The sequence below is a fragment of the Frigoribacterium sp. 9N genome (genome assembly GCF_902506305.1).
Classification (GTDB): Bacteria; Actinomycetota; Actinomycetes; order Actinomycetales; family Microbacteriaceae; genus Frigoribacterium.
This window is the reverse complement of sequence record NZ_LR733392.1, coordinates 344,294-365,533: the sequence shown is the minus strand read 5'-3', so window position 1 is coordinate 365,533 and position 21,240 is coordinate 344,294. Positions and strand designations below refer to the sequence as shown.

Sequence of the window (21,240 nt, the reverse complement as noted above, 5' to 3'; positions counted from 1 at the left end):
GGCGGGGGGCGGAGAGGGCCTCTGGCGGGGTTCCGGGCACGGCACCAGAGGCGGTCGTCACGGCGGCCCTCGCGGCGGCCGACCTGGGAGACTGGACGGGCGGTCGCGGACGCTCCCGCGTGCGCACCAGGCCCGGGAGGACCACATGAACGGCGAGACCAACCGAGACGCGTGGCGGGACTCCGTCGAGACCTGGCTCAAGGGCGACGAGCGCAACGACGTCTTCGACGGCTACCTCGACTGGTACCGCGCGCCGGTGATGGCCGACACCGACGACTGGACCCGCGACTTCTTCGTGCTGCCGGCCGTCGGTTCGGACGTGCTGCACAAGCACGCGGGCTTCGTCGACGGCGACGCCGCCGTCTCGGTCGACGACACCACCTGGCGCGACCTCAGCACCCTGATCGGCGAGGCCTTCGCAACCTACGCCGCCGCCAAGGCCTAGGAGGCACGGGTCGCGTCAGTCGCGGAACGCGCGACCCGTCTGGCGGAGGGCGTGGGATTCGAACCCACGAGACATCTCTGCCCACTTGTTTTCAAGACAAGCTCCATCGGCCGCTCGGACAGCCCTCCCGGTGGCCGGACGAGCTACGCCGCCACGATGTGATCACTGCGCCACGTCTAAACGTGGTGTCGTGTTCAAGTCGTGGCGGGATGCACGCATCGGGCAACCGGGGCCGAGTCTACCGGCTCAGAGCGTCGCGAGCACCTCGGCGAGCCCGTCGTCCAGGTCGCTCGACGTCTGCTCGCTGGCCACCGCGGCGACGTCGTCGGGCGCCTGGCCCATGGCCACCCCGCGGCCCTCGGCCGCGGCCCAGCGCAGCATGTCGATGTCGTTGCGCCCGTCGCCGGCGGCCAGGACCTGCGACCGCGGCACGTCGAGCCACTGCCGCACGCGCTCGAGGGCGGTCGCCTTCGTGACGCCGTCCGGGGCGATGTCGAGCCAGGCCGTCCAGCCGACGTTGTAGTTCACGTGCTGGAGGCCCATGCGCTCGACGGCCGTGAGGAAGTCCTCGGTGTCGTGGTCGGGCGAGACGACGACCACGCGGGTCGCCGGCCGGCCGACGAGGTCGTCGAACTCGACCTTCTCGGCGTTCAGTGCCGCCGCCGCGGCGGGGAACGACCCGCAGTACCGCAGCAGCCCCTCTTGGTCTTCGACGGCGTACCCGGCCCCCGCATCGGCCAGGGCCTCGCGGATCGTCGACAGCACCTGGGTCGGGTCGAACTCCTCGACGTGCACGCGGCGGTACCCCGTCGGGGCCGACTCGTCACGGCCCAGGGTGATCGCACCGTTCGCGCAGACGACGTAGTCCGAGACGAGACCGAGACGCTCCATGACGGGCAGCGTCATCGACACCGAGCGTCCGGTCGCGATCATGACCTGGTGACCCTGGTCGTGGAGGCGCGTGATCTCGCCGAGGACGGCCTCGGAGATGGTGCCGTCCTCGGGCATGATCGTGCCGTCGACGTCGAGCGCGACCAGCCAGCGGTCGGCGGCGGCCACGGGCTCGTCGCCGGGCCGGGGTGCGGCGGCGGCCTGGCTCACGCGGCCGGCTCGATGACCTCGAGGCCACCGAGGTAGCCGCGCAGCGCCTCGGGCACGACCACCGAGCCGTCGGCCTGCTGGTGCGTCTCGAGGATCGCGACGAGCCACCGCGTGGTCGCGAGGGTGCCGTTGAGCGTCGCGACGGGGGCCGTCTTGCCGCTCTCGGTGCGGTAGCGGGTGTCGAGGCGGCGGGCCTGGAAGGTGGTGCAGTTCGACGTGCTGCTCAACTCGCGGTAGGTGCCCTGCGTCGGCACCCAGGCCTCGATGTCGAACTTGCGTGCGGCGCTCGAACCGAGGTCGCCGGCGGCGACGTCGATGACGCGATAGGTGAGGCCGAGGGCCTGCAGCATGCTCTCCTGGAACCCGACGAGGGCGTCGTGCTCGGCCTCTGCCTGGTCGGGGTGCACGTAGCTGAACATCTCGAGCTTGTTGAACTGGTGCACGCGCAGGATGCCCCGGTTGTCCTTGCCGGCCGCCCCGGCCTCACGGCGGTAGCAGGTCGACCAACCGGCGTAGCGGATCGGGCCCGCCTCGACGTCGAGGATCTCGTCGGAGTGGTAGCCGGCGAGCGCGACCTCGCTCGTGCCGGTCAGGTAGAGGTCGTCGGCGGGCAGGTGGTAGACCTCGTCGGCGTGGGAGCCCAGGAACCCGGTGCCGGCCATGACCTCGGGTCGCACCAGCGTCGGGGTGATCAGCGGCGTGAAGTCGTTCTCCAGGGCGAGGTCGAGGGCCATGTTCATCAGGCCGAGCTCGAGGCGGGCACCGATGCCGCGCAGGAAGTAGAAGCGCGAGCCCGAGACCTTGGTGCCGCGCTTGATGTCGATCGCGCCGAGCTTCTCGCCGAGGTCGGCGTGGTCGAGGGCCTCGAAGTCGAAGGAGGGGCGGGTGCCGTGCTCACGGAGCGTCACGAAGTTCTCTTCGCCGCCCGAGGGCACGCCGTCGATGATCAGGTTGCCGATGCCGCGCGCGGCCGCGTCGAAGACCGCATCGGCCTCGTTCGAGGCGGCCTGCGCCTCCTTCACGCGGGCGGCGAGCTGCTGCGCCTGCGCGACCAGGGCCTTCTTCTCGTCTTTCGGCGCCTTGGCGACGGTCTTGCCGAAGGCGTTCTGCTCGGCGCGCAGGTCTTCGAAGGCGGCGATCGCCGCGCGGCGGGCCTGGTCGGCCGCCACCGCGTCGTCGACCAGCGACTCGGAGTCGCCCCGGGCCCGCTGGCTCTGCTTGACGAGGTCGGGGGATTCACGAAGCAACTGGGGATCGATCACCCGCCCATCCTAAGCAACGGCACCGCGCGGCCGACGTTCTGCACAGAGCCTTCGCCTTCCCGTTACCTGACGGGGGTGCGTCCAATACGCTCGCCCCATGACCGCCACCTCCCCCTCCCCCGCCGAGCACGCCTCGGCATCCGAGCCCGAGACGGCTCGCCAGACCGCCGCGGTCGTCTACAACCCGATCAAGGTCGACCTCGACGCCATCAAGACGGCCGTCGGGCGCCACGAGTTCTCGAACGGCTGGGCCCCCACGACGTTCTACGAGACCAGCAAGGAAGACCCGGGCGGCGAGGTGACGAAGCAGGCCCTCGCCGAGGGCGTCGACATGGTGATCGCCGCGGGGGGCGACGGCACGGTGCGTGCCGTGGCCGAGGCCCTGCAGGGCACCGACGCGTCCCTCGCCCTGCTGCCCTCGGGCACGGGCAACCTGTTGGCCCGCAACCTCGAGCTCTCGCTCGACAACCTCGACGACTCGATCGCGACGGCGTTCAGCGGTCGCGACCGTGACATCGACCTCGGCGTCGTCGACGTCGAGCGTGAGGACGGCTCGCGCGAGACCAAGGCGTTCGTCGTCATGGCGGGCGTCGGCCTCGACGCGAAGATGCTCGCGAACACCAACGACGAGCTGAAGAAGCGCGTCGGGTGGCTCGCCTACGTCGACGCCATCGCCCGCGCGCTCCGCGACGACAACAAGATCGACGTCCGGTACGAGCTCGACGACCAGGGCCGCAAGTCGATGCGCGCCCACACGATCATCGTCGGCAACTGCGGCCTGCTGCCCGCCAACATCATGCTGCTGCCCGACGCGGCGATCGACGACGGCATCTTCGACATCGTCGCCCTGCGCCCCGAGGGCTTCTTCGGCTGGGTGCAGATCTGGGTCAAGATCGTGTGGGAGAACGGCGTCATGCGCCGCACCCAGGTCGGCCGCCGCATCCTCGCCGCCAACAGCCGCGAGGTGCGCACCCTGCGCTACAACAAGGGCAAGAAGCTCGTGGTCCGCCTCGACTCCCCCCAGGACTTCGAGATCGACGGCGACTCCGTCGGCAAGGTCGTCGCCCTGCGTGCGGTCGTCGACCCGGGCGGCCTGACCGTCCGCGTGCCGGCCGACGCCTGATCGGCACGGGCGGCCGGCCGAGCGAGGCCGGTCGTCAGCGCAGGCCGCTGATCAGCGCAGGCCGCTGATCAACCCGCGCAACCACTCGCGGGCGTCGACGAAGGCCTCGTCGTCGTACCGCGGCGAGACCTCGGCCGGGGCGCCGTCGGCACGAGGGTACGACCCGAGGAACATCACGCTCGGGCTGAAGCGCTTCAGCCCGAGCAGGGCGTCGGCCACGCGTTCGTCGAGCACGTGCCCCTCGAGGTCGATGACGAACCGATAGCGCCCGAGGGCGTCGCCGATCGGTCGCGACTGGATGAGGCTGAGGTTGATGCCGCGGGTCGCGAACTGCTCGAGCATGTCGACCAGGGCCCCCGAGCCGTCGGCCGGCAGCTCGACGATCAGGCTGGTCTTGTCGGCACCGGTCGCGGGCGGCACGGGCACCGTCCGGCTGACCAGCACGAAGCGCGTGACGGCCTGGTCGTTGTCGCCGATCTCGCGGGCGAGCACCTCGAGGTCGTGGTGGTCGGTGATGCCGGGAGGCGCGACCGCGGCGTCCGCGGAGCCCCCGGCGCCGCCCGGCTCGAGCAGCGAGGCGGCGGCGGCCACGTTCGACGAGGCCGGCAGGTGACCGTGGCCGGGCAGGTTGCGTTCGAGCCAGCGGTGGGTCTGCGCGTAGGCGACCGGGTGCGCGTTGACGACCCGCACCTCCTCGATGCGGGTGCCCGGCCGGGCGACGAGCACGAAGTTGACGCGCACCAGGTACTCGCCGACGATGCGGAGGCCCGGCACCGTGGCGAGGGCGTCCTGCGTCGCACTGACCCCGCCCTCGACGCTGTTCTCGATCGCGATCATCGCGGCCGTGCTGACGCCCGAGACGACGTCGGCCAGGGCCTCGCCGACGTTGTTGACGCTCTTCCAGGTGGCCCCGACGGCCTCGGGCACCTGCTTGAGCGCCGCCTCGGTGAACGTGCCCGCAGGCCCGAGGTAGCTGTAGGTCGTCGAGGAGGCGCGGGTCGGCATGACGAGGAGCCTACTGAGAGCCGCCCGGGCACCGCGACGAAGGTCGGCGGCGGGTGCCAGGATGTCCCCATGACCGACCGTGCCGGAACCCCCGCAGAAGCCAGCGACCTGATCGACCCCGAAGAGGTCACGTCCGCGTACTACGAACTCGTCCCCGACGTCGGCGAGGTCGAGCAGAAGGTCGTCTTCGGCACCTCGGGCCACCGCGGGTCGTCGCTCGACGCTGCCTTCAACGAGACCCACATCGCCGCCATCACGCAGGCGATCGTCGAGTACCGCGCGGGCCAGGGCATCACCGGCCCGCTGTTCATCGGGCGCGACACGCACATCCTGAGCGGCCCCGCCGAGCGCACCGCGGTCGAGGTGCTCACCGGCAACGACGTGAAGGTGCTGGCCGACGCCGAGGGCGGCTACGTGCCGACGCCCGCGCTCAGCCACGCGATCCTGGTCTACAACAACGACCCCGCGAACACCGACAAGGCCGACGGCATCGTCGTCACCCCCAGCCACAACCCGCCCCGCGACGGCGGCTTCAAGTACAACCCGCCCCACGGCGGGCCGGCCGACAGCGACGCCACGAACTGGATCGCGAACCGCGCCAACGAGATCATCGCCGCCGGCAACGTCGACGTGAAGCGCGGCGTCGGCACGCCCGGCCGGCACGACTTCCTCCGCGGCTACGTGGGCGACCTCGTCAACATCATCGACATCGACGCCATCAAGAAGGCCGGCGTGAAGATCGGTGCCGACCCGCTCGGTGGCGCGAGCGTCGAGTACTGGGGCGCGATCCGCGACGTCTACGGCCTCGACCTCACCGTCACGAACCCGGGCGTCGACCCCACCTGGCGCTTCATGACGCTCGACTGGGACGGCAAGATCCGCATGGACCCGTCGAGCCCCTCGGCGATGGCCAGCGTCGTGCGCCGCAAGGACGAGTTCGACGTCCTGACCGGCAACGACGCCGACGCCGACCGGCACGGCATCGTCACGCCCGACGGCGGCCTGATGAACCCGAACCACTACCTCGCGGTCGCCATCGACTACCTCTACACGCACCGCCCCGAGTGGCGCGACGACGCGGCCATCGGCAAGACCCTCGTCTCGTCGAGCATCATCGACAAGGTCGCCGAGTCGCACGGGCGTCGCCTGTGGGAGGTCCCGGTCGGGTTCAAGTGGTTCGTCCCCGGCCTGGTGGACGGCTCGGTCGCCTTCGGTGGCGAAGAGAGCGCCGGCGCGTCCTTCCTGCGCAAGGACGGCACCGTCTGGACGACCGACAAGGACGGCATCCTGCTCGCCCTGCTCGCGAGCGAGATCATCGCCGTCACCGGCAAGACCCCCTCGCAGCTCTACGCCGAACTGGTCGAGAAGTACGGCGACCCGGTCTACCAGCGGGTCGACGCGGCGGCGACGAAAGAGCAGAAGACCCGTCTGGGCAAGCTCGACGGCGACGCCATCGAGGCGACCGAGCTCGCGGGCGACCGCATCACGGCCAAGCTCAGCAAGGCTCCGGGCAACGACGCGGCCGTCGGCGGCGTCAAGGTCGTCACCGACAAGGCCTGGTTCGCGGCCCGCCCCAGCGGCACCGAGGACGTCTACAAGATCTACGCCGAGTCGTTCGAGGGCCCCGAGCACCTCGCCCGCGTCCAGGCCGAGGCGAAGACCATCGTCGACGCGGCGCTCGGCGCCTGACCCGCGCCTCCCGCACCGCCCGACGGGCGTGTTCGTGACGGACGGGCGACTTCGGTCGCCCTCGTCCGACGAACACGCCCGTCGTGCGGTTCGCGGGGCGAGCGGCGGGCAGGCGGCAGGGTCAGCCCGCGTAGTCGGGGGCGGCCGGCAGGCCGAAGAACTCCTCGAGCGTGGTGACGCCCGTGTCGTGCATCTCGGTGGCGAGGGGCACGCCCACGTACCGGAAATGCCACGGCTCGAAGGTGAAGCCGGTCACGGCGACCTTGTCGGCCGGGTAGCGCAGCAAGAACCCGAAGCGCCACGCGTTGGCCGCCAGCCACGTCCCCTGGGGCGTGTCGCCGAAGCAGGCCTGCAGCGCGCAACTGAGCGGCACGGGGCTGATGTCGAGGGCGAGCCCGGTCTGGTGCTCGCTGAATCCCGGACGGGCGCTCTGTGCATCGGCCTGTGCCTGCCCGAGACGTTGGACCCAGCCGGCGTAGACGCTCACCTGGGTGTCGTACGAGCGGTAGGCGCTCTGCACCTGGAACGCCCCGGCCCCCTCGGCCTCGCCCGCCCGGAACATCTCGACGACCGCGGCAGCCGCCTCGGCGCGGAGGGTCGGCGGGTTCTGGTGCGCCACGTCGGGCGTGACGAGATCGCCGGGGACGTAGTCGACCGGGTCGAGCGCGCGCAGCTTGTCGCTGACGACCCAGAGGCTGGCGGGGTCGTCGACCGACCGGGCCGCCTTGTCGAACGCGGGTGTCGTGGGGGACGTGGGAGGCGCCTCCTCGGTCGGGGTCGGGGTGGGGGTGAGCGTCGGCGAGACGGTCGCGGCCGAGGTGCTCGTGCTCGGCTCGGGCGCGCCCCCCGAGCACGCGGCCAGCAGGCCGGCCGAGAGGACGACGGCCAGGACGGTGGCCGCGGGGTGCGGCAGGGAGGGGCGGCGTGACATCGCGTCGAGCCTAGTCACGAGGAGCGGACCGACACGGACGGACGATTCCTCTTGTTGTCGGATGCTTGCCCGTGAAGTAACTTTGCGTACTGCGCAATTCCTCGTCGCGCCTCCCCCTTCCAGACAGAAGAGACACCATGTCGAGCGCCGCCTCCGCACCCACGACCACGGCCCCCGCCGAGCGCCAGGGCCTGATGACCCACCGCCAGATCCTGTACGTCATCTTCGGCCTGATGGCCGGCATGTTCCTCTCGGCCCTCGACCAGACGATCGTCGGCACCTCGATGCGGACGATCGCGGACGACCTCGACGGGCTCAGCCTGCAGGCCTGGGTGACCACCGCCTACCTGATCGTGTCGACCATCTCGACGCCCATCTACGGCAAGCTCAGCGACATCTTCGGGAGGCGACCGCTCTTCCTGATCGCCATCACGATCTTCTTGCTGGGGTCCGTCGCGGCCGGCTTCTCCGAGAGCATGTACCAGCTCGCCATCTTCCGGGCGATCCAGGGCATGGGCGCCGGCGGCCTCATGGCCCTGCCGCTGACGATCATGGGCGACATCCTGGCCCCGCGTGAACGCGCGAAGTACCAGGGCTACTTCCTCGCCGTGTTCGGCATCTCGAGCGTCATCGGCCCGCTCGTCGGCGGGCTGTTCGCCGGGGCCGACCAGATCCTCTTCGTCACCGGCTGGCGCTGGGTGTTCCTGATCAACGTGCCGATCGGCATCGTGGCGCTGTTCATCGTCGTGCGGTTCCTGCACATCCCGGGCCAGAAGCGTCGCGAGAACGTGCGCATCGACTGGTTCGGCGCCGCCGCCGTCATCGTGGCCGCCGTGCCGCTGCTGCTGGTGGCCGAGCAGGGCCGCACCTGGGGCTGGAGCTCGCCCGGGGCCTTCGCCTGCTACGTGATCGGGGCCATCGGCATCGTCGCGTTCGTCGTGATCGAGCGATCGATGGGCGACGACGCACTCATCCCGCTCAAGCTGTTCCGCAACCCCACCTTCTCGATGGCGACCGTGCTCGGCGTGCTCGTCGGGTTCGGCATGTTCGGCGCCCTGCTGACGGTTCCGCTGTACCTGCAGCTCGTGAACGGGGCGACCCCGACCGAGAGCGGCTTCCAGATGCTGCCGATGATCGCCGGCCTGATGATCTCGTCGATCGTCGCCGGCCAGCTCATCTCACGGACGGGCAAGTACAAGATCTTCCCGATCACGGGCACGGCGTTCATGGCGGCCGGGTTCTTCTGGTTCACGAACCTCTCGTTCGACAAGCCGTACTGGTTCATGATGGTCGGCATGCTGTTGGTCGGCCTGGGACTCGGACAGCTGATGCAGACCCTGACCATCGCCTCGCAGAACTCGGTCGGGGCCCGCGACATCGGCGTGGCCACGTCGGCGTCGACGTTCTTCCGACAGATCGGCGGGACGCTCGGCACGGCCGTGCTGTTCTCCGTGCTCTTCAGCCGCATCCCCCAGACGATCGCGGACGCCTTCGCCGACTCGAGCCTGCAGGGCCGTGCCCAGGCCGCCCTCGCCGACCAGTCGGTGCTGAGCGACCCGGCGAACGCCGCGATCCTCAAGCTCTACCAGGCGGCCGGAGGCGGCGACACGTCGCAGGTCGGCGGCGCACTCGACGGCAACACGTCGTTCCTCAACACGGCCGACCGCCGTCTCGCCGCGCCGTTCCTCGACGGCTTCGCGAACGCAGCCGTGACGGTCTTCTGGGTCGCCCTGGTGGTGGTGCTCGTGGCCTTCGTGCTGAGCTTCTTCCTCAAGGCCACGCCGCTGCGCCAGAAGTCGGCCATCGACGAGGCAGCCGACGACGCGCGGGCCGCCGTGGCCGCCGACGCCGAGCTCGCGGCGCAGGCCGCCGCCGCGCAGACCGGTTCGCTGGTCGCCCCCGACACGGGTTCGATCGACGTCGTGCCCGCGGAAGAAGGGCGGGGCGACACCTCGCCTCGGCGCTGATCGGGTGCCCGGCGCGACGTCCGCCCGGCACCCGATCCGCTCGAGCTGGTGTCGCGACACGGCAAGTGTCGGGTAGCGTTCCCTCGACGGCGCTTCGGTGCCGAACGGTTCGTCCCGCGTCCGGCGTTCCCTGCCCGTGAAGCTCACGCGGGAGGCGAGACGACCGAAGGCCGCACACCCACGGGGTGTGCGGCCTTTCTCCGTCATGGGACGCCCCACCGAATCGATTCCCTGCGTGAAGCTCTGGTCGACACGGCGGGACGCCTCTGCCCACTCGAGGCGGACGTGTCGAGCCTAGGACGGCCACGAGCCGCAGCACAGGGGTTGACAACGAGAAAAAACCTGGTCAGCAATGATTTTTTGCTAGACGGACTAGCGACGTGGGCTAGACTCCCCCTCATGCCCGATCAGCACGCCGCCGCCGCGCCCTTCGACGCGTCCGGCTATTGGTACAGCAGCAGCACCGAAGAGCGCGGCGTCACGGTGTTGAACACCCTCCGCGCCTACCGTGCCGCCGAGGTCGCGATGCGGGCCCGCACCCGCAAGTCGATGAAGATGAACGACACCGACCTCGCCGCCCTGCGGTTCCTGCTCCGGGCCCAGCGGCTCGGCGACCCCGTCAGCGCGAAAGAACTGGCCGCCCAGCTGAAGATCACCTCGGCATCGACCTCGGTGCTGATCAACCGCCTCGTCGCGAGCGGGCACATGCTGCGCCACCCTCACCCGTCCGACAAGCGCGGGGTCCTGCTGACCGCCACGGGCGACTCGAACACCGAGGTGCGCGACACCATGGCGGCGATGCACGCGCGCATGATCTCGACGGCCGAGTCGCTCGACGCCGACGAGGCGGCCGTGGTCGTGGGCTTCCTGCAGCGCATGACGGCAGCGATCGAGATCGACGACCACCACGTCGACGGCGATCCGGCCGACCGAGCGGGCACGGGCACAGGCACGGGCACGGGCACGGGCACGGGCACGGGCACGGGCACGGGCCACCATCCGTCCTAGCCGTTGAGCGAACAACTGGTGAACTGACTAGATCGACTAACCATCGACGTGACAGTCTGACCGCACGACGCCGATTCACGGCGGTGTCGTGACCGTCCGAAGTCCCACCGTTCCGCCAGGCATCGCAGGGGTGCCGGAGACGAGCCGAACATGACCACGATCGACGTCGCTCGCAGCGACCGCACCACCTCCACCCGCAGCGCCTTCTCCGAGGTGCGCGACACCGCCCGCCGACGAACGCTGGCCGTCATCGCGACGGCTGCCACCGGCGCGAGCGTCAGTCTCGTGGCCGCCCTGCTCCTCGCGCTCGGCGTCATGCGATGACGAGCCCGTCGGGCTTCTCCGCCCAGCAGATGCAGGGTCTCACCCACGAGCAACTGGTGTCGTTCGTCCGCGGGTCGGTGACGACGGCCGTCTCGGCCGCCGACCTGCACGCCGTCAGACCGACTCGACCTGCGCCGACGGGAGCCGTCTGCGCATGACGGCCACCGCCTCCTCGTTGCTGTCGACGAGCAGGTAACGACGACCGAGGGCATCCGCCACCGCCCCGGTGGTGCCGCTGCCGGCGAAGAAGTCGAGCACCCAGTCGCCTTCGCGGCTGGAGGCCTGCACGATGCGACGCAACACGCCCTCGGGCTTCTGCGTCGGGTAGCCGGTCTTCTCGCGACCGGTCGGCGACACGATGGTGTGCCACCACACGTCGGTCGGCAGCTTGCCCCGGGCGACCTTCTCGGGCGTGACGAGCCCCGGGGCCATGTACGGCTCGCGGTCGACGCTCGTCGAGTCGAAGTGGTACTTCGTGGGGTCTTTCACGTAGACCAGGATCGTGTCGTGCTTGGTCGGCCACCGGGTGCGACTCTTGGCGCCGTAGTCGTAGGCCCAGATGATCTCGTTCAGGAAGCAGTCCCGCCCGAACAGGGCGTCGAGCAGCACCTTCGCGTAGTGCGCCTCGCGGTAGTCCAGGTGCAGGTAGAGGGTGCCGTCGGGGGCCAGCAGCCGCCAGGCCTCGGCCAGGCGCGGTTCGAGGAACGACCAGTAGTCCTCGAAGCGGTCGTCGTAGCCCATCAGGTCGCCCCGGATGCGCTCGTACCGCACGCCCTTGAAGCCCGCCACCGAGGTGGTCGAGTCCTCGGCGCTGCGCACGGACGTCGTCGACCGGCGACGCTGCTGCCGTCCGGTGTTGAACGGGGGGTCGAGGTAGACGATCGTGAACCCGCCGTCGGGCAGCTGCGCCGTGACGTCGAGGGCGTCGCCGTGGACCACGAGGCTCGGGGAGGCGGTGGTCCAGTCGAGGGGCATCCGACCATTCTGCTGCCTGGCGGGCACCGACACGCGCCCGACTCCCGGCCCGGGGCGCGTAGCGTGTCGGGATGACCACCGAGGTAGAGAACCGCCCCACCCAGAACCAGTACGCCCTCGTCGAGGACGGCGAGACGATCGGCTTCGCGGCCTACGACGTCGCCGGCCACGAGATCCGCTTCACCCACACCGAGATCGACCCCAGCCGACGATCCGCCGGCCTCGGGGCCCGGCTCGTCCAGGGCGCCCTCGACGACGTGCGCGCGAACACCGACCTGCGCGTCGTGCCGCTCTGCCCGTTCGTGGTCGACTTCGTCGAGGACCACGTCGACTACCGCGAGCTGCTCGACCGCTGACCGCGGTGCGGCCGCCGAGGCGACCACGGCGAGACCTCTGAGCCGTACCCCCGGCAGGAGGCGCGGGTCGCCTCGACGGCGCCCCTCACGTGCTCAGGGCACGCGCGCCAGCCACTCGGGCGTCGCGAACTTCGAGGTGACGAGCTGCTCGGCCTTCTCGAGTTCGGCCTCGGTGACGTGGCCTTCGGTCGCCCCGTAGAGGCCGGTGAAGGTCTGCTTGAGCCGCTCGATGATCTCGGCGCGGGACAATCCCGTCTGGCTCCGGAGGGGGTCGACGCGCTTGGCGGCGCTGGTGGTGCCCTTGTCGCTCATCTTCTCGCGGCCGATGCGCAGGACCTTGACCATCTTGTCGCCGTCCATGTCGTACGACATGGTGGCGTGGTGCAGCAGGGCCCCGTTGCCCAGGCGCTTCTGCGCAGCCCCGCCGATCTTGCCCTTGGCGCTGGTGATGTCGTTGAGCGGCTGGTAGAAGGCGTCGATGCCGAGCGACTTGAGCGCCGTGATGACCCACTCGTCGAGGTACGCGTACGAGTCGGCGAAGCTCATGCCCTGCACGAGCTCCCCCGGGGCGTAGAGCGAGTACGTCACGATCGACTGGGCGTCCATGAACATCGCACCGCCGCCGCTGATGCGGCGCACGACCTCGAAGCCGTGGGTCGAGGCGGCGTCGAGGTCGACCTCGTTCTTCAACGACTGGAAGCTGCCGATGACCACGGCGGGCTGGTCCCACTCCCAGAAGCGGAGCGTGGGCCCGCGGCGGCCCGCTCCGACCTCTTCGGTGAGCACCTGGTCGAGGGCGAGGTGCACGTTGGGCGACACCGGGGCGTCGTGGATGATCTGCCAGTCGTAGTCGCGCCAGTCGGTCGCCTTCGAGAGGCTGCGGCGGATCGCCACGGCGATCGCCTCGGGCGAGAAGCCGAGCAACACCGCGTCGGCCGGCAGCCCCTGCTTGATCGTCGCCGCGATCGTCGCCGCGTCGGACTCGACCGGCAGGCCGTTCACCGCCCGGTCGACGGCGTCGAGCGCCGTGTCGGGCTCGAGGAAGAAGTCACCGGCGAGACGGAACCCGGCGATGCGCCCCTCTCTGACGTCGAGGTCGACGACCACGAGCTTTCCGCCTGGGACCTTGTACTCACCGTGCATGGTCGCAGCCTATGCCTGGTGCCCCACGCGGTCGTCGAGCCACCGCACCAGGTCGGCGACGACCTCGTCGCGGTTGGTCTCGCGGAACACCTCGTGCCGGGCGCCCTGGTAGACCACGAGCTCGACGTCGCTGAGCCGACTGCGGTTGACGTACGCGTCGGCGAGCTTGCGGGCGCTGGCCTCGCCGCCGAGCGGGTCGTCGTCGCCGACGAGGACGAGCACGGGGAGGTCGCTCGCGAGCCGGGTCGAGGGGCGACCCATCAGCCGCAGCGTGTCGGCCGTGCCGAAGAGCTGTCGGGCCGTCGCCTGCACCGACAGGGGGTCGGCCGCCATGGCGTCGACCACGGCCTGGTCCCGGCTGAGCCACTCGTAGCCGGTGTCGCCGAGGTGGGCGTGCCGGGCGTTCAGGTCGCCCGCGTTCATGCTGCCGGGCATGCGGTAGGCCGTGCCGCTCAGGACGACGGCGTCGAACCGGTCGGAGCCCTCGTCGACGAGCTTCTGCGCCATCAACGAGCCCCACGAGTGCCCGAGCAGCACGAGCGGCGAGCCGGGGTTCTCGGAGCGCGCGATGCCCGTCAACCGGACCACCGCCTCCATCGCCCCGCGCAGCCCCGACGGGCCGAGGCGGCCGAGCTTCGTGTGGTCACCGCCCCACTGGCCGAGGCCGGTCTCGCCGTGACCGAGGTGGTCGTTCGCGTAGACCGTGTAGCCGGCGCGCACGAGGTCCTGCGCGAGGTCCTCGTAGCGCAGGGCGTACTCGCCGAGGCCGTGGGCGAGCTGCACCACGGCCTTGGGCGACGCCGCCTTCCAGACGTAGTAGTGCACGGTCACGCCGTGGGCATCGGTGAACTCGTAGTCGCCTCGGGCGGCGGAGAAGGTGGGCACGGAACCAGTCTCCCATCACGGGGCCCGGCAGGCCTGGCCGGGCCGGGCCTGGCACGGCCGGGCCCCGTCCCGTCAGCGGCGGGCGTCGACGTCCGTGCGCACCACGCCGAACGCCTGGTCGAGGTCGACGTCGACCTCGGTGCCGTCGTCGAGGCGCACGTCGACCTCGTAGGCCACGCCGGTGTCGTCGCTGCGGTCGGCGTCGGTCACCGTGCCCCCACCGGCGGCGGCGAGGGCGGCGGCCGCGGCCCGGTCGTAGTCCGCGCCGGTCAGGTCGTCGTCACGGGCCGAGTCGTCGCGGGTCGAGTCGTCGTTGGCCGAGTCGTCGCGCCCCGGACCGGCGACGGGCGTCGGGGTGGCGTCCGACCCGAGCGAGTCGTCGTCGTCGTCGCGGTCGTCGCCGGCGACGGGCGTCGGGGTGGCACCGGACCCGCGCGAGTCGTCGTCGTCGACGCTGCTCGAGGTGACGGAGTAGTCGCCGTCGAGCAGCACCGTCGCCTCGCGACCGTCGGGCAGGACGACCTCGACCTCGTAGCCGACGAGTCCGTCGTCGAGGGTGTCGACCTCGGTCACGGTGCCGCCGCCGGTCTCGGCGAGCGCCGCCTCCTGGGCCCGGTCGCGGGTCTGCACGGACACGCCGTCGTCGAGGCCCGAGGCGAGGGCCACGCCGCCGCCGCCCAGCACGAGGACGCCCGCGATTCCGCCGGCGATCAGCAGGGACTTCTTCTTGGTGAGGGTGTTCTTCAGCATGGTTCGCTCCGTTCGTGGGGCCGCCGGGCGGCCGGGTCTGTCGCTCTCTCGAGCCGATGGACCCCACTCTCGCGAGAGGGCACTGAAGCGGTCCTGAAGCGACCTGAAGATCCGTTCAGGAGGCGCGGGTCGCGTCACCGGAGCGGGCGGGTCCACGTGCCCCTCGGCGGGTCGGCGCGCACCCGCCCCGCAGGGCGGGAACCCGCCGACCACCCGGTGGGGCGCTCGGGTCAGGCGGGACCGGCGGGGAGGTGGACCACGAACCGGGCACCTCCGAGAGGCGAGGCCGTGGCCGACACCGCGCCTCCGTGGACCCGGACGATCTCGCGCACGATGGCGAGCCCCAGTCCGCTGCCGCCCGCGTCGCGGGCGCGGGCCTCGTCCAGGCGCACGAACCGGTCGAACACCCGCTCGCGGTCCGCCTCGGCCACCCCGGCGCCGTCGTCGTCCACGGTGAGGACCACGCCTCCGTCGCGCTCGGCGAGGGCCACGGCGACGCGGGCGTCGGCGTGCCGGGCCGCGTTCGCTACGAGGTTGTGCACGACCTGGCCGAGCAGCCCCTCGTCGCCGTCGACGCGAGCCGGGCCGACGGCCGTGGCGTCGACGGCGAGCGGCCCCCGACCGTCGGGACGGGCGACGCCGCGCAGGCGAGCGGTCTCCGACACCACGAGGTCGTCGAGGTCGACCGGGCGGCGGGTCACGCCCAGGGCGCCCTCGTCCGCCCTGGCGAGGACCAACAGGCCCTGCACGAGCGCCGTCAACCGCGCCTCCTCGCCGAGCACGGTGCCGGCCAGGGCCGCGCCGTCGATGCTGCCGGGGTGCAGCAGCGCGACCTCGGCGTGCTGCCGGATGGTGGCGAGCGGCGTCTTCAGCTCGTGCGAGGCGTCGCCGACGAAGCGTCGCTGGGCCGTCGCCGACGAGTCGAGCCGGTCGAGCATCCCGTTCAGCGTGCGGGCGAGGCGGGCGATCTCGTCGCCGCCGCCCGGGTCGGGCAACCGGTGCGACAGGCTCTGGGCCGTGACCGTGTCGACCTCGCGGCGCATCGACTCGACCGGGCGCAGGGCACGGCCCACGACGAGCCAGGTGGTGACGCCGAGCACGAGCAGGGCCACCGGGATCGCCACGCCGAGCGTGACGAGACTGGCCGAGGAGGCGGTGCTCGCCTCCTCGAGGGAGCGCGCGGCCACGACGCCGTACCCGGTCGTGACGACCCGGGCGGGGACGGGGGTGGCGTCGTCGGCGGAGGACGTGGCGTCGTCGTCCGCCTCGCCGTCGTCGGAGCGCGAGCCGCCCGACCCGGAGTCGTCGTCGGCGTCGTCGTCGTCATCCGTGGGGGTCGGCGTCGGGGTCGGGGTCGGGGTCGACGCGGCCGGCGTCGGCGTCGCGGTGCTCTCGACCCCGACGTCCTCGCGTTCGACGACGAACTCGTCGCCGTCGAGCGAGACCCGGTCCCCCGAACCGGACGAGGCGATCGACGAGGCGACGTCGGCGAGGTCGTCGTCGCCTCCCACGGCGAGCACGCGCCCGGACGCGTCGGTCACGACGACCAGGGACCCGTCCGTCTCGCCCGCGACGGCCACGCTCGGCGTCGAACCGATCGCGAGGGCCGACACGGCGCGGTCCACGTCGGCCGAGGCGGCCTGGCGCGGGGCGTCGGCGAGCACGGCCTGTTGCACGAGCGCGAAGACGAGGGCGAACACCCCGAGGGTCAGAGCCACGGCGAGCACGGCGGCCACGGTGATGCGCGACCGCAGCGACGCCCGTCTCACCCGTCGCGGCCCGATGACGGCGGACGGCCCGGGCCCGGGAGCCGGGACGCGAGGGGCCCGCTCAGCCACCCCGCGCCTCCAGACGGTAGCCCGCCCCCCGGAGCGTGACGATGGCTTCTCGGCCGAACGGCCGGTCGACCTTGTTGCGCAGGTGACGCACGTACACCTCGACGATGTTGGGGTCGCCCTCGAAGTCGTCGTTCCAGACGCCGTCGAGCACCTCGCGCTTGGTCACGACGCTGCCGGCGTGACGCATGAGGAACTCGAGCACCGCGAACTCACGGCTCGTGAGCTCGACCTCGACGTCGCCGCGGTGGACGCTGCGCGAGGCGGGGTCGACGCGGAGGTCGCCGGCCTCGAGCACGACCGGTCGTTCGCGGGCGCCACGGCGGACCAGGGCGCGCAGCCGGGCGAGCAACACGGCGAACGAGAACGGCTTGGTGAGGTAGTCGTCGGCGCCGGTGTCGAGGGCCTCGACCTGGTCCCACTCGCCGTCCTTGGCGGTCAACACGATGACGGGGGTCCAGTCGCCTCCCTCGCGCATCGCCCGGCACACGGCGTAGCCGCTCATGCCGGGCAGCATGATGTCGAGGACGACCACGTCGTAGCTGCCCTCACGGGTCCGCCAGAGCCCATCGGTGCCGGTCGCCGCGACGTCGACCGCGATCCCCTCGGCCTCGAGCCCGAGCCGCAGACCCTCGGCCAGGGTCGCCTGGTCCTCGACGACGAGCACGCGCACGGGGCCTCCCTCGGTCGCGCCGGGTGCGCGTCGTGCCCATCATGGCGGGAGCGCGCTGAAGCCGGGCTGAAGCGGACCGGCCGCGGAGGCGCGGCGCAGGACTCCCCGCACCGCGCCTCCTGAGGGACCGTCGTCAGTGCGCCGAGTAGCCGCCGTCGACGAGGTGGTAGCTGCCCGTGACGAACGACGCCTCGTCGCTCAGCAGGAAGAGGACGAGCGCCGAGACCTCGGCGTCGGTCCCGAGGCGACCGGTCGCGTGCTGCGACTCGAGGTACGAGAGCGCGTCGCCCTCGAGCGAGGCGCGGACGAGGGGCGTGTCGATGAAGCCGGGGCCGACCGCGTTGGTGCGGACGCCGCGCTTCGAGTACTCGAGCGCGGCGACCTTGGTCAGGCCGACCAGGGCGTGCTTGCTCGCGACGTAGGCGGCGTTCTGGGCGATGCCGACCGAGCCGAGCACCGAGCTCATGTTGACGATCGACCCGCCGCCCGCCTCGACCATCGCGGGCAGCTGGTAACGCAGGCCGTAGAAGACGCCGTCGAGGTCGACCGAGCGGACGCGGTCCCAGGCGGCGATGTCGTACTCGCCGATGTCGGCGGCGGGGGCGCCGATGCCCGCGTTGTTGACCGCGAGGTGGAGGGCACCGTAGGTCGTCTTCGCGAACTCGACGGCCGCCTCGGACTGCTCGGGCTTCGCGGTGTTCTGCTCGAACGCCACGGCCGTGCCGCCCGCGGCGACGATCTGGTCGACGACGCCCTGGGCCGCGTCGAGCTTGATGTCGGTGACGACCACCGATGCCCCCTCGGCCGCCAGGGAGCGCGAGATCGCGGCGCCGATGCCGCTGCCTCCGCCGGTGACGAGTGCCGTCTTGTCGCTGAACCGTGCCATGGTGCGTGCCTTCCTCGTTCGTGGGCCGACCGTCGGGGCCGGTCGGGCTCGTCGACGAGCCCGTCTGCGAACGTACGCCCGCAGGGACCCATGAGCAACAGGTGTCGTCTTGATCCGGGCCGATCTCGTGCAGTCCGTGCACCTTCGCTCGTTCGGGGGCAGGGTGGCGGGATGACCTCCCCCACGTCCTCTGCTCCGTCCACCGCCGTCCTCTTCGACATCGACGGCACCCTGGTGGACTCGAACTTCGCGCACGTCGCCGCCTGGTCGCGGGCCTTCACCGACGTCGGCCACCCCGTCGACAGCTGGCGCATCCACCGGTCGATCGGCAAGGACTCGTCCCTGCTGGTCGAGGGGCTGGTCGGGAAGGACGCCGCCACGCGCCTCCTCGACGACGTCAAGGACGCGCACTCACGCCACTACGCCGAGCACCTCGGCGAGCGGGGCGACCTGCACGTCTTCGAGCGGGCGACCGACCTGCTCGCCGAGCTCGCTCGCCGGGGGAACGGCGTCGTGCTCGCCACGAGCGCGCCCGAGGAGGAGCTGACGGCGCTGCGCGACCTGCTCGACGTCGAGGACGCCCTCTGGGCCGTCACCTCGAGCGAGGACGTCGAGACCGCGAAACCCGACCCGGGCATCGTCGAGGTCGCCCTCGACAAGGCGGACGTGCCGGCCGAACGCGCCGTCATGGTCGGCGACGCCGTGTGGGACGTCGAGGCCGCGCACCGGGCGGGCGTGACCTGCATCGGCGTGCTGAGCGGCGGCTTCTCCCGGGCCGAGCTGGTCGAGGCGGGAGCCGAGGAGGTCTACGACGACGTGGCCGATCTGCTCGCCCGACTCGACGAGAGCGTGATCGGTCGGCTCGGACGCGACTGAGGCGGGGCGGGCCTGGCAGGCAGGGCGGGCGGGGCGACCTCGGCGACCGCCACCGCGCCTCCTCGCCCGTCGGGCGTGCCCCGGCTCAGGCCGCGATGCCGGCTCAGGCCGCGGTGCCGACTCAGGCCGCGGTGCCGCCGACGTTGACCATCCAGTGCTGGCCGAAGCGGTCGTCGAGCATGCCGAACGAGTCGCCCCACGGCGCCTGCGACAGGGCCTCGTGCACGGTGCCGCCCTCGGCGAGCGCGTCGAACCATCCAGTCAGCGTCTCGGCGTCGTCGGGTCCGCCGAAGAGCGAGAGCGACACGCTGCTCGCCTCCTCGAGCGGGTACGAGTCGGGGCGGTCCGCCCCCATCAGCAGCAGGCCCGACGGCGTGGCCAGCTGGGCGTGCATGACCTTCTCGGCCTCGCCGGGGGTGCCCACGCCGAACTCGCCGAAGGTGCTGAAGGTGGGGCTGCCGCCGAAGACGGAGGCGTAGAAGTCGAACGCCTCCCTCGTCTCGGAGCGGAACGCCAGGTACGGGGTGAGCTGCACGGTCACGGGGTCCTCCTCGGGTCACGGCGCCGGTCGGCGTCGAGCCCAGGGTGGCACCGCCCGGTCCGGCGCACCAGCCCCGGATGGACGGCAGGAGGCGCGGGTCGCGCCCCCCGGGGTCGGGTCGCGTGGGTGCGCCCCCCGCCCCGGGGGTCAGGTCGCCGGGGTGCCGCCTCGCGACGACGCCCACACCTGCACGGCCAGACCGGCGGCGATGAACCCGAGCATCAGCGCGCCCATGACCACGGCCGTGCCGCCGAGTGCCCCGGCGAGCGGGGTAGCGGCACCGCCGAGCCCGAACTGCAGCCCACCCGCGAGCGCGGCGGCCGTGCCGGGCGCGCGGTGCCCGAGCGCCTGCGTCAGCGTGATCGACCCGGGGATGACCCAGCCCCAGCCCGCCGTCACGAGGGCGAGCGCGGGCCAGATCAGTGCCGGGCCGACGCCGGTCAGCGCACCGACGAGCACGAGGGCCGAGCCCACGGTGCAGGTGACGAGGCCGGCGGTGAAGAGGTGGTCCTCGGCGAAGCGCCCGACGAGTCGGCGGAACACCAGGGTCGAGGCGATCATGCACGACGCGTTCGAGGCGAAGACGAGCGTGTAGAGGCCCTCGCCGAAGCCGTACTGCTCCTGGAAGACGAACGACGACGTGGCGATGTACGAGAAGAAGCCGATCGTCGCGGCGCAGCCCGTCACGAGGTACCAGCGGAAGCGCGGCATCGCGAGCAGCGTGCCCATCCGTCGCAGGGACGCGAGCAGCGAACCCGCACCCGGCTCGGGATCGACGAGCGTCTCGGGCAGGCGCCGCCCGGCCGCCCAGGTCAACGCGGCGCCGAGCACCGCCAGCACGACGAACGTCGCCCGCCAGCTCGACACCGAGAGCACGACGCCGCCCACGAGCGGCGCGACGACCGGACCGACGGCGTTGATCGCGGCGAGCGTCGCGAAGAGCCTGCTGCGCACGAGGCCCGTCGTCGAGTCCCCCACCATGGCCCGTGCCGCCACCGAGCCCGCCGCGCCGCCGAGACCCTGCGCGACACGTGCGACGACGAGGGTGGCCGCGTCGGGAGCCACGGCGCAGGCGAGGGAGGCGAGGGCGAACAGGACGGTCCCGCCCAGCAGGATGCGCCTCCTGCCCCGACCGTCGCTGATCGGCCCGATCACGATCTGCCCGACCGCGAACGCGACGAGGAACGCCGTCAGGCTGAGCTGCACCTCGGCCGTCGACGCCCCGAGGTCGCGCGCGATGGCCGGCAGCGCGGGGATGTACATGTCGGTCGCGAAGGGCGAGATGCCCACGACGATCGCCACCGTCAGCACGGCTCCCCTCGCGGACAACCAGGAGGGGCGGCTCGGCTCGGCCGGGACGTCGTCGTCTCTCATCGGCTCGAGCCTAGGCGCGGGGCGCCCCGAGGGGACGCGTCGCACCCGGACCGCGACCAGACGTTTACTTAGCCGAACTAAACGAGTATCG

The 21,240-nt window shown here is 71.8% G+C and carries 21 protein-coding genes and 1 tRNA gene; 8 read left to right on the top strand and 14 right to left on the bottom strand.

The annotated features are described in order from the left end of the window. The first annotated feature begins 145 nt into the window (after positions 1-145). Positions 146-445: a hypothetical protein gene (locus tag ARTHRO9V_RS04760; RefSeq protein ID WP_056047292.1), complete on the top strand. Its 300-nt coding sequence runs from the start codon at positions 146-148 to the stop codon at positions 443-445. Positions 446-485: 40 nt separating this feature from the next. Here the strand turns inward: ARTHRO9V_RS04760 and ARTHRO9V_RS04755 are convergent. From ARTHRO9V_RS04755 to serS, 3 genes are all read right to left on the bottom strand, one after another. Then, positions 486-573, bottom strand: a tRNA-Ser gene (locus ARTHRO9V_RS04755). A gap of 118 nt (positions 574-691) precedes the next feature. Next, positions 692-1,546 carry an HAD family hydrolase gene (locus ARTHRO9V_RS04750; protein ID WP_236556913.1) on the bottom strand — a complete coding sequence of 285 codons (855 nt, stop codon included), beginning with the start codon at positions 1,544-1,546 and terminating at the stop codon, positions 692-694. Continuing rightward, a complete protein-coding gene (serS, locus tag ARTHRO9V_RS04745) occupies positions 1,543-2,808 on the bottom strand; it encodes a serine--tRNA ligase (RefSeq protein WP_159825875.1) in 1,266 nt (421 codons plus the stop codon). The genes ARTHRO9V_RS04750 and serS overlap by 4 nt, the downstream gene beginning before the upstream one ends. Before the next feature lie 97 nt (positions 2,809-2,905). On the opposite strand from serS, the gene ARTHRO9V_RS04740 reads away from it, so the two are divergent. Continuing rightward, positions 2,906-3,931, top strand: a complete 1,026-nt coding sequence (locus tag ARTHRO9V_RS04740; protein WP_159825874.1) for a diacylglycerol kinase family protein — start codon at positions 2,906-2,908, stop codon at positions 3,929-3,931. A gap of 51 nt (positions 3,932-3,982) precedes the next feature. Here ARTHRO9V_RS04740 and pheA read toward each other — a convergent pair whose 3' ends face one another. Beyond that, positions 3,983-4,936: a prephenate dehydratase gene (gene pheA, locus ARTHRO9V_RS04735; protein WP_159825873.1), complete on the bottom strand. Its 954-nt coding sequence runs from the start codon at positions 4,934-4,936 to the stop codon at positions 3,983-3,985. 69 nt (positions 4,937-5,005) lie between these two features. Here pheA and pgm point away from each other — a divergent pair, with 69 nt between their 5' ends. Then, positions 5,006-6,625 carry a phosphoglucomutase (alpha-D-glucose-1,6-bisphosphate-dependent) gene (gene pgm / locus ARTHRO9V_RS04730; RefSeq protein ID WP_159825872.1) on the top strand — a complete coding sequence of 540 codons (1,620 nt, stop codon included), beginning with the start codon at positions 5,006-5,008 and terminating at the stop codon, positions 6,623-6,625. A gap of 121 nt (positions 6,626-6,746) precedes the next feature. On the opposite strand, the gene ARTHRO9V_RS04725 is transcribed toward pgm, so the two are convergent. Continuing rightward, entirely contained in the window at positions 6,747-7,556 is an 810-nt protein-coding gene (locus ARTHRO9V_RS04725) for a M15 family metallopeptidase (protein ID WP_159825871.1), read from the bottom strand. Between the two features lie 137 nt (positions 7,557-7,693). On the opposite strand from ARTHRO9V_RS04725, the gene ARTHRO9V_RS04720 reads away from it, so the two are divergent. The 3 genes from ARTHRO9V_RS04720 (at position 7,694) to ARTHRO9V_RS04710 (ending at position 10,855) form a co-directional block, all read left to right on the top strand. Then, the gene (locus ARTHRO9V_RS04720) at positions 7,694-9,523 is read left to right on the top strand and encodes an MDR family MFS transporter (RefSeq protein WP_236556912.1); all 1,830 of its coding nucleotides are present in this window, start codon (positions 7,694-7,696) and stop codon (positions 9,521-9,523) included. A 399-nt stretch (positions 9,524-9,922) separates the two neighbouring features. Continuing rightward, positions 9,923-10,531 carry a MarR family winged helix-turn-helix transcriptional regulator gene (locus ARTHRO9V_RS04715; protein WP_159825870.1) on the top strand — a complete coding sequence of 203 codons (609 nt, stop codon included), beginning with the start codon at positions 9,923-9,925 and terminating at the stop codon, positions 10,529-10,531. 150 nt (positions 10,532-10,681) lie between these two features. Next, on the top strand, positions 10,682-10,855 hold the full coding sequence (locus ARTHRO9V_RS04710; protein WP_156155460.1) for a hypothetical protein: 174 nt from the start codon (positions 10,682-10,684) through the stop codon (positions 10,853-10,855). A gap of 114 nt (positions 10,856-10,969) precedes the next feature. Here ARTHRO9V_RS04710 and ARTHRO9V_RS04705 read toward each other — a convergent pair whose 3' ends face one another. Then, positions 10,970-11,830, bottom strand: coding sequence for a site-specific DNA-methyltransferase (locus tag ARTHRO9V_RS04705; protein WP_159825869.1), 861 nt, complete (start codon positions 11,828-11,830; stop codon positions 10,970-10,972). A 71-nt stretch (positions 11,831-11,901) separates the two neighbouring features. On the opposite strand from ARTHRO9V_RS04705, the gene ARTHRO9V_RS04700 reads away from it, so the two are divergent. Further along, on the top strand, positions 11,902-12,186 hold the full coding sequence (locus ARTHRO9V_RS04700; protein ID WP_123571960.1) for a GNAT family N-acetyltransferase: 285 nt from the start codon (positions 11,902-11,904) through the stop codon (positions 12,184-12,186). Between the two features lie 93 nt (positions 12,187-12,279). Here the strand turns inward: ARTHRO9V_RS04700 and ARTHRO9V_RS04695 are convergent, their stop codons facing one another. The 6 genes from ARTHRO9V_RS04695 to ARTHRO9V_RS04670 form a co-directional block, all read right to left on the bottom strand. Beyond that, complete coding sequence (locus ARTHRO9V_RS04695) at positions 12,280-13,329, bottom strand: biotin/lipoate A/B protein ligase family protein (protein WP_056047318.1); 1,050 nt, start codon at positions 13,327-13,329, stop codon at positions 12,280-12,282. Between the two features lie 9 nt (positions 13,330-13,338). Continuing rightward, the gene (locus ARTHRO9V_RS04690) at positions 13,339-14,214 is read right to left on the bottom strand and encodes an alpha/beta fold hydrolase (RefSeq protein ID WP_056047320.1); all 876 of its coding nucleotides are present in this window, start codon (positions 14,212-14,214) and stop codon (positions 13,339-13,341) included. Between the two features lie 72 nt (positions 14,215-14,286). Beyond that, positions 14,287-14,964, bottom strand: coding sequence for a PepSY domain-containing protein (locus ARTHRO9V_RS04685; protein ID WP_159825868.1), 678 nt, complete (start codon positions 14,962-14,964; stop codon positions 14,287-14,289). A gap of 230 nt (positions 14,965-15,194) precedes the next feature. Continuing rightward, positions 15,195-16,802, bottom strand: coding sequence for a HAMP domain-containing sensor histidine kinase (locus ARTHRO9V_RS15745; protein ID WP_236556911.1), 1,608 nt, complete (start codon positions 16,800-16,802; stop codon positions 15,195-15,197). Continuing rightward, complete coding sequence (locus tag ARTHRO9V_RS04675) at positions 16,795-17,472, bottom strand: response regulator transcription factor (protein WP_056047329.1); 678 nt, start codon at positions 17,470-17,472, stop codon at positions 16,795-16,797. Before ARTHRO9V_RS04675 ends, ARTHRO9V_RS15745 begins: the two co-directional genes overlap by 8 nt. A gap of 133 nt (positions 17,473-17,605) precedes the next feature. After that, positions 17,606-18,358, bottom strand: coding sequence for an SDR family NAD(P)-dependent oxidoreductase (locus ARTHRO9V_RS04670; RefSeq protein ID WP_056047333.1), 753 nt, complete (start codon positions 18,356-18,358; stop codon positions 17,606-17,608). Positions 18,359-18,529: 171 nt separating this feature from the next. Here ARTHRO9V_RS04670 and ARTHRO9V_RS04665 point away from each other — a divergent pair, with 171 nt between their 5' ends. Beyond that, positions 18,530-19,234: an HAD family hydrolase gene (locus ARTHRO9V_RS04665; protein ID WP_159825867.1), complete on the top strand. Its 705-nt coding sequence runs from the start codon at positions 18,530-18,532 to the stop codon at positions 19,232-19,234. A gap of 121 nt (positions 19,235-19,355) precedes the next feature. On the opposite strand, the gene ARTHRO9V_RS04660 is transcribed toward ARTHRO9V_RS04665, so the two are convergent. Then, on the bottom strand, positions 19,356-19,775 hold the full coding sequence (locus ARTHRO9V_RS04660) for a VOC family protein (RefSeq protein WP_123571964.1): 420 nt from the start codon (positions 19,773-19,775) through the stop codon (positions 19,356-19,358). A gap of 147 nt (positions 19,776-19,922) precedes the next feature. Then, positions 19,923-21,149, bottom strand: a complete 1,227-nt coding sequence (locus ARTHRO9V_RS04655) for a multidrug effflux MFS transporter (protein ID WP_159825866.1) — start codon at positions 21,147-21,149, stop codon at positions 19,923-19,925. Between the last annotated feature and the right edge of the window lie 91 nt (positions 21,150-21,240).

Bases quoted from the DNA above. Each gene is read 5' to 3' on its own strand.
- ARTHRO9V_RS04760 (WP_056047292.1), top strand. From the start codon at position 146: ATGAACGGCGAGACCAACCGAGACGCGTGGCGGGACTCCGTCGAGACC.
- ARTHRO9V_RS04740 (WP_159825874.1), top strand. From the start codon at position 2,906: ATGACCGCCACCTCCCCCTCCCCCGCCGAGCACGCCTCGGCATCCGAG.
- pheA (WP_159825873.1), bottom strand. From the start codon at position 4,936: ATGCCGACCCGCGCCTCCTCGACGACCTACAGCTACCTCGGGCCTGCG.
- pgm (WP_159825872.1), top strand. From the start codon at position 5,006: ATGACCGACCGTGCCGGAACCCCCGCAGAAGCCAGCGACCTGATCGAC.
- ARTHRO9V_RS04725 (WP_159825871.1), bottom strand. From the start codon at position 7,556: ATGTCACGCCGCCCCTCCCTGCCGCACCCCGCGGCCACCGTCCTGGCC.
- ARTHRO9V_RS04720 (WP_236556912.1), top strand. From the start codon at position 7,694: ATGTCGAGCGCCGCCTCCGCACCCACGACCACGGCCCCCGCCGAGCGC.
- ARTHRO9V_RS04715 (WP_159825870.1), top strand. From the start codon at position 9,923: ATGCCCGATCAGCACGCCGCCGCCGCGCCCTTCGACGCGTCCGGCTAT.
- ARTHRO9V_RS04710 (WP_156155460.1), top strand. From the start codon at position 10,682: ATGACCACGATCGACGTCGCTCGCAGCGACCGCACCACCTCCACCCGC.
- ARTHRO9V_RS04705 (WP_159825869.1), bottom strand. From the start codon at position 11,830: ATGCCCCTCGACTGGACCACCGCCTCCCCGAGCCTCGTGGTCCACGGC.
- ARTHRO9V_RS04700 (WP_123571960.1), top strand. From the start codon at position 11,902: ATGACCACCGAGGTAGAGAACCGCCCCACCCAGAACCAGTACGCCCTC.
- ARTHRO9V_RS04695 (WP_056047318.1), bottom strand. From the start codon at position 13,329: ATGCACGGTGAGTACAAGGTCCCAGGCGGAAAGCTCGTGGTCGTCGAC.
- ARTHRO9V_RS04685 (WP_159825868.1), bottom strand. From the start codon at position 14,964: ATGCTGAAGAACACCCTCACCAAGAAGAAGTCCCTGCTGATCGCCGGC.
- ARTHRO9V_RS04670 (WP_056047333.1), bottom strand. From the start codon at position 18,358: ATGGCACGGTTCAGCGACAAGACGGCACTCGTCACCGGCGGAGGCAGC.
- ARTHRO9V_RS04665 (WP_159825867.1), top strand. From the start codon at position 18,530: ATGACCTCCCCCACGTCCTCTGCTCCGTCCACCGCCGTCCTCTTCGAC.
- ARTHRO9V_RS04655 (WP_159825866.1), bottom strand. From the start codon at position 21,149: ATGAGAGACGACGACGTCCCGGCCGAGCCGAGCCGCCCCTCCTGGTTG.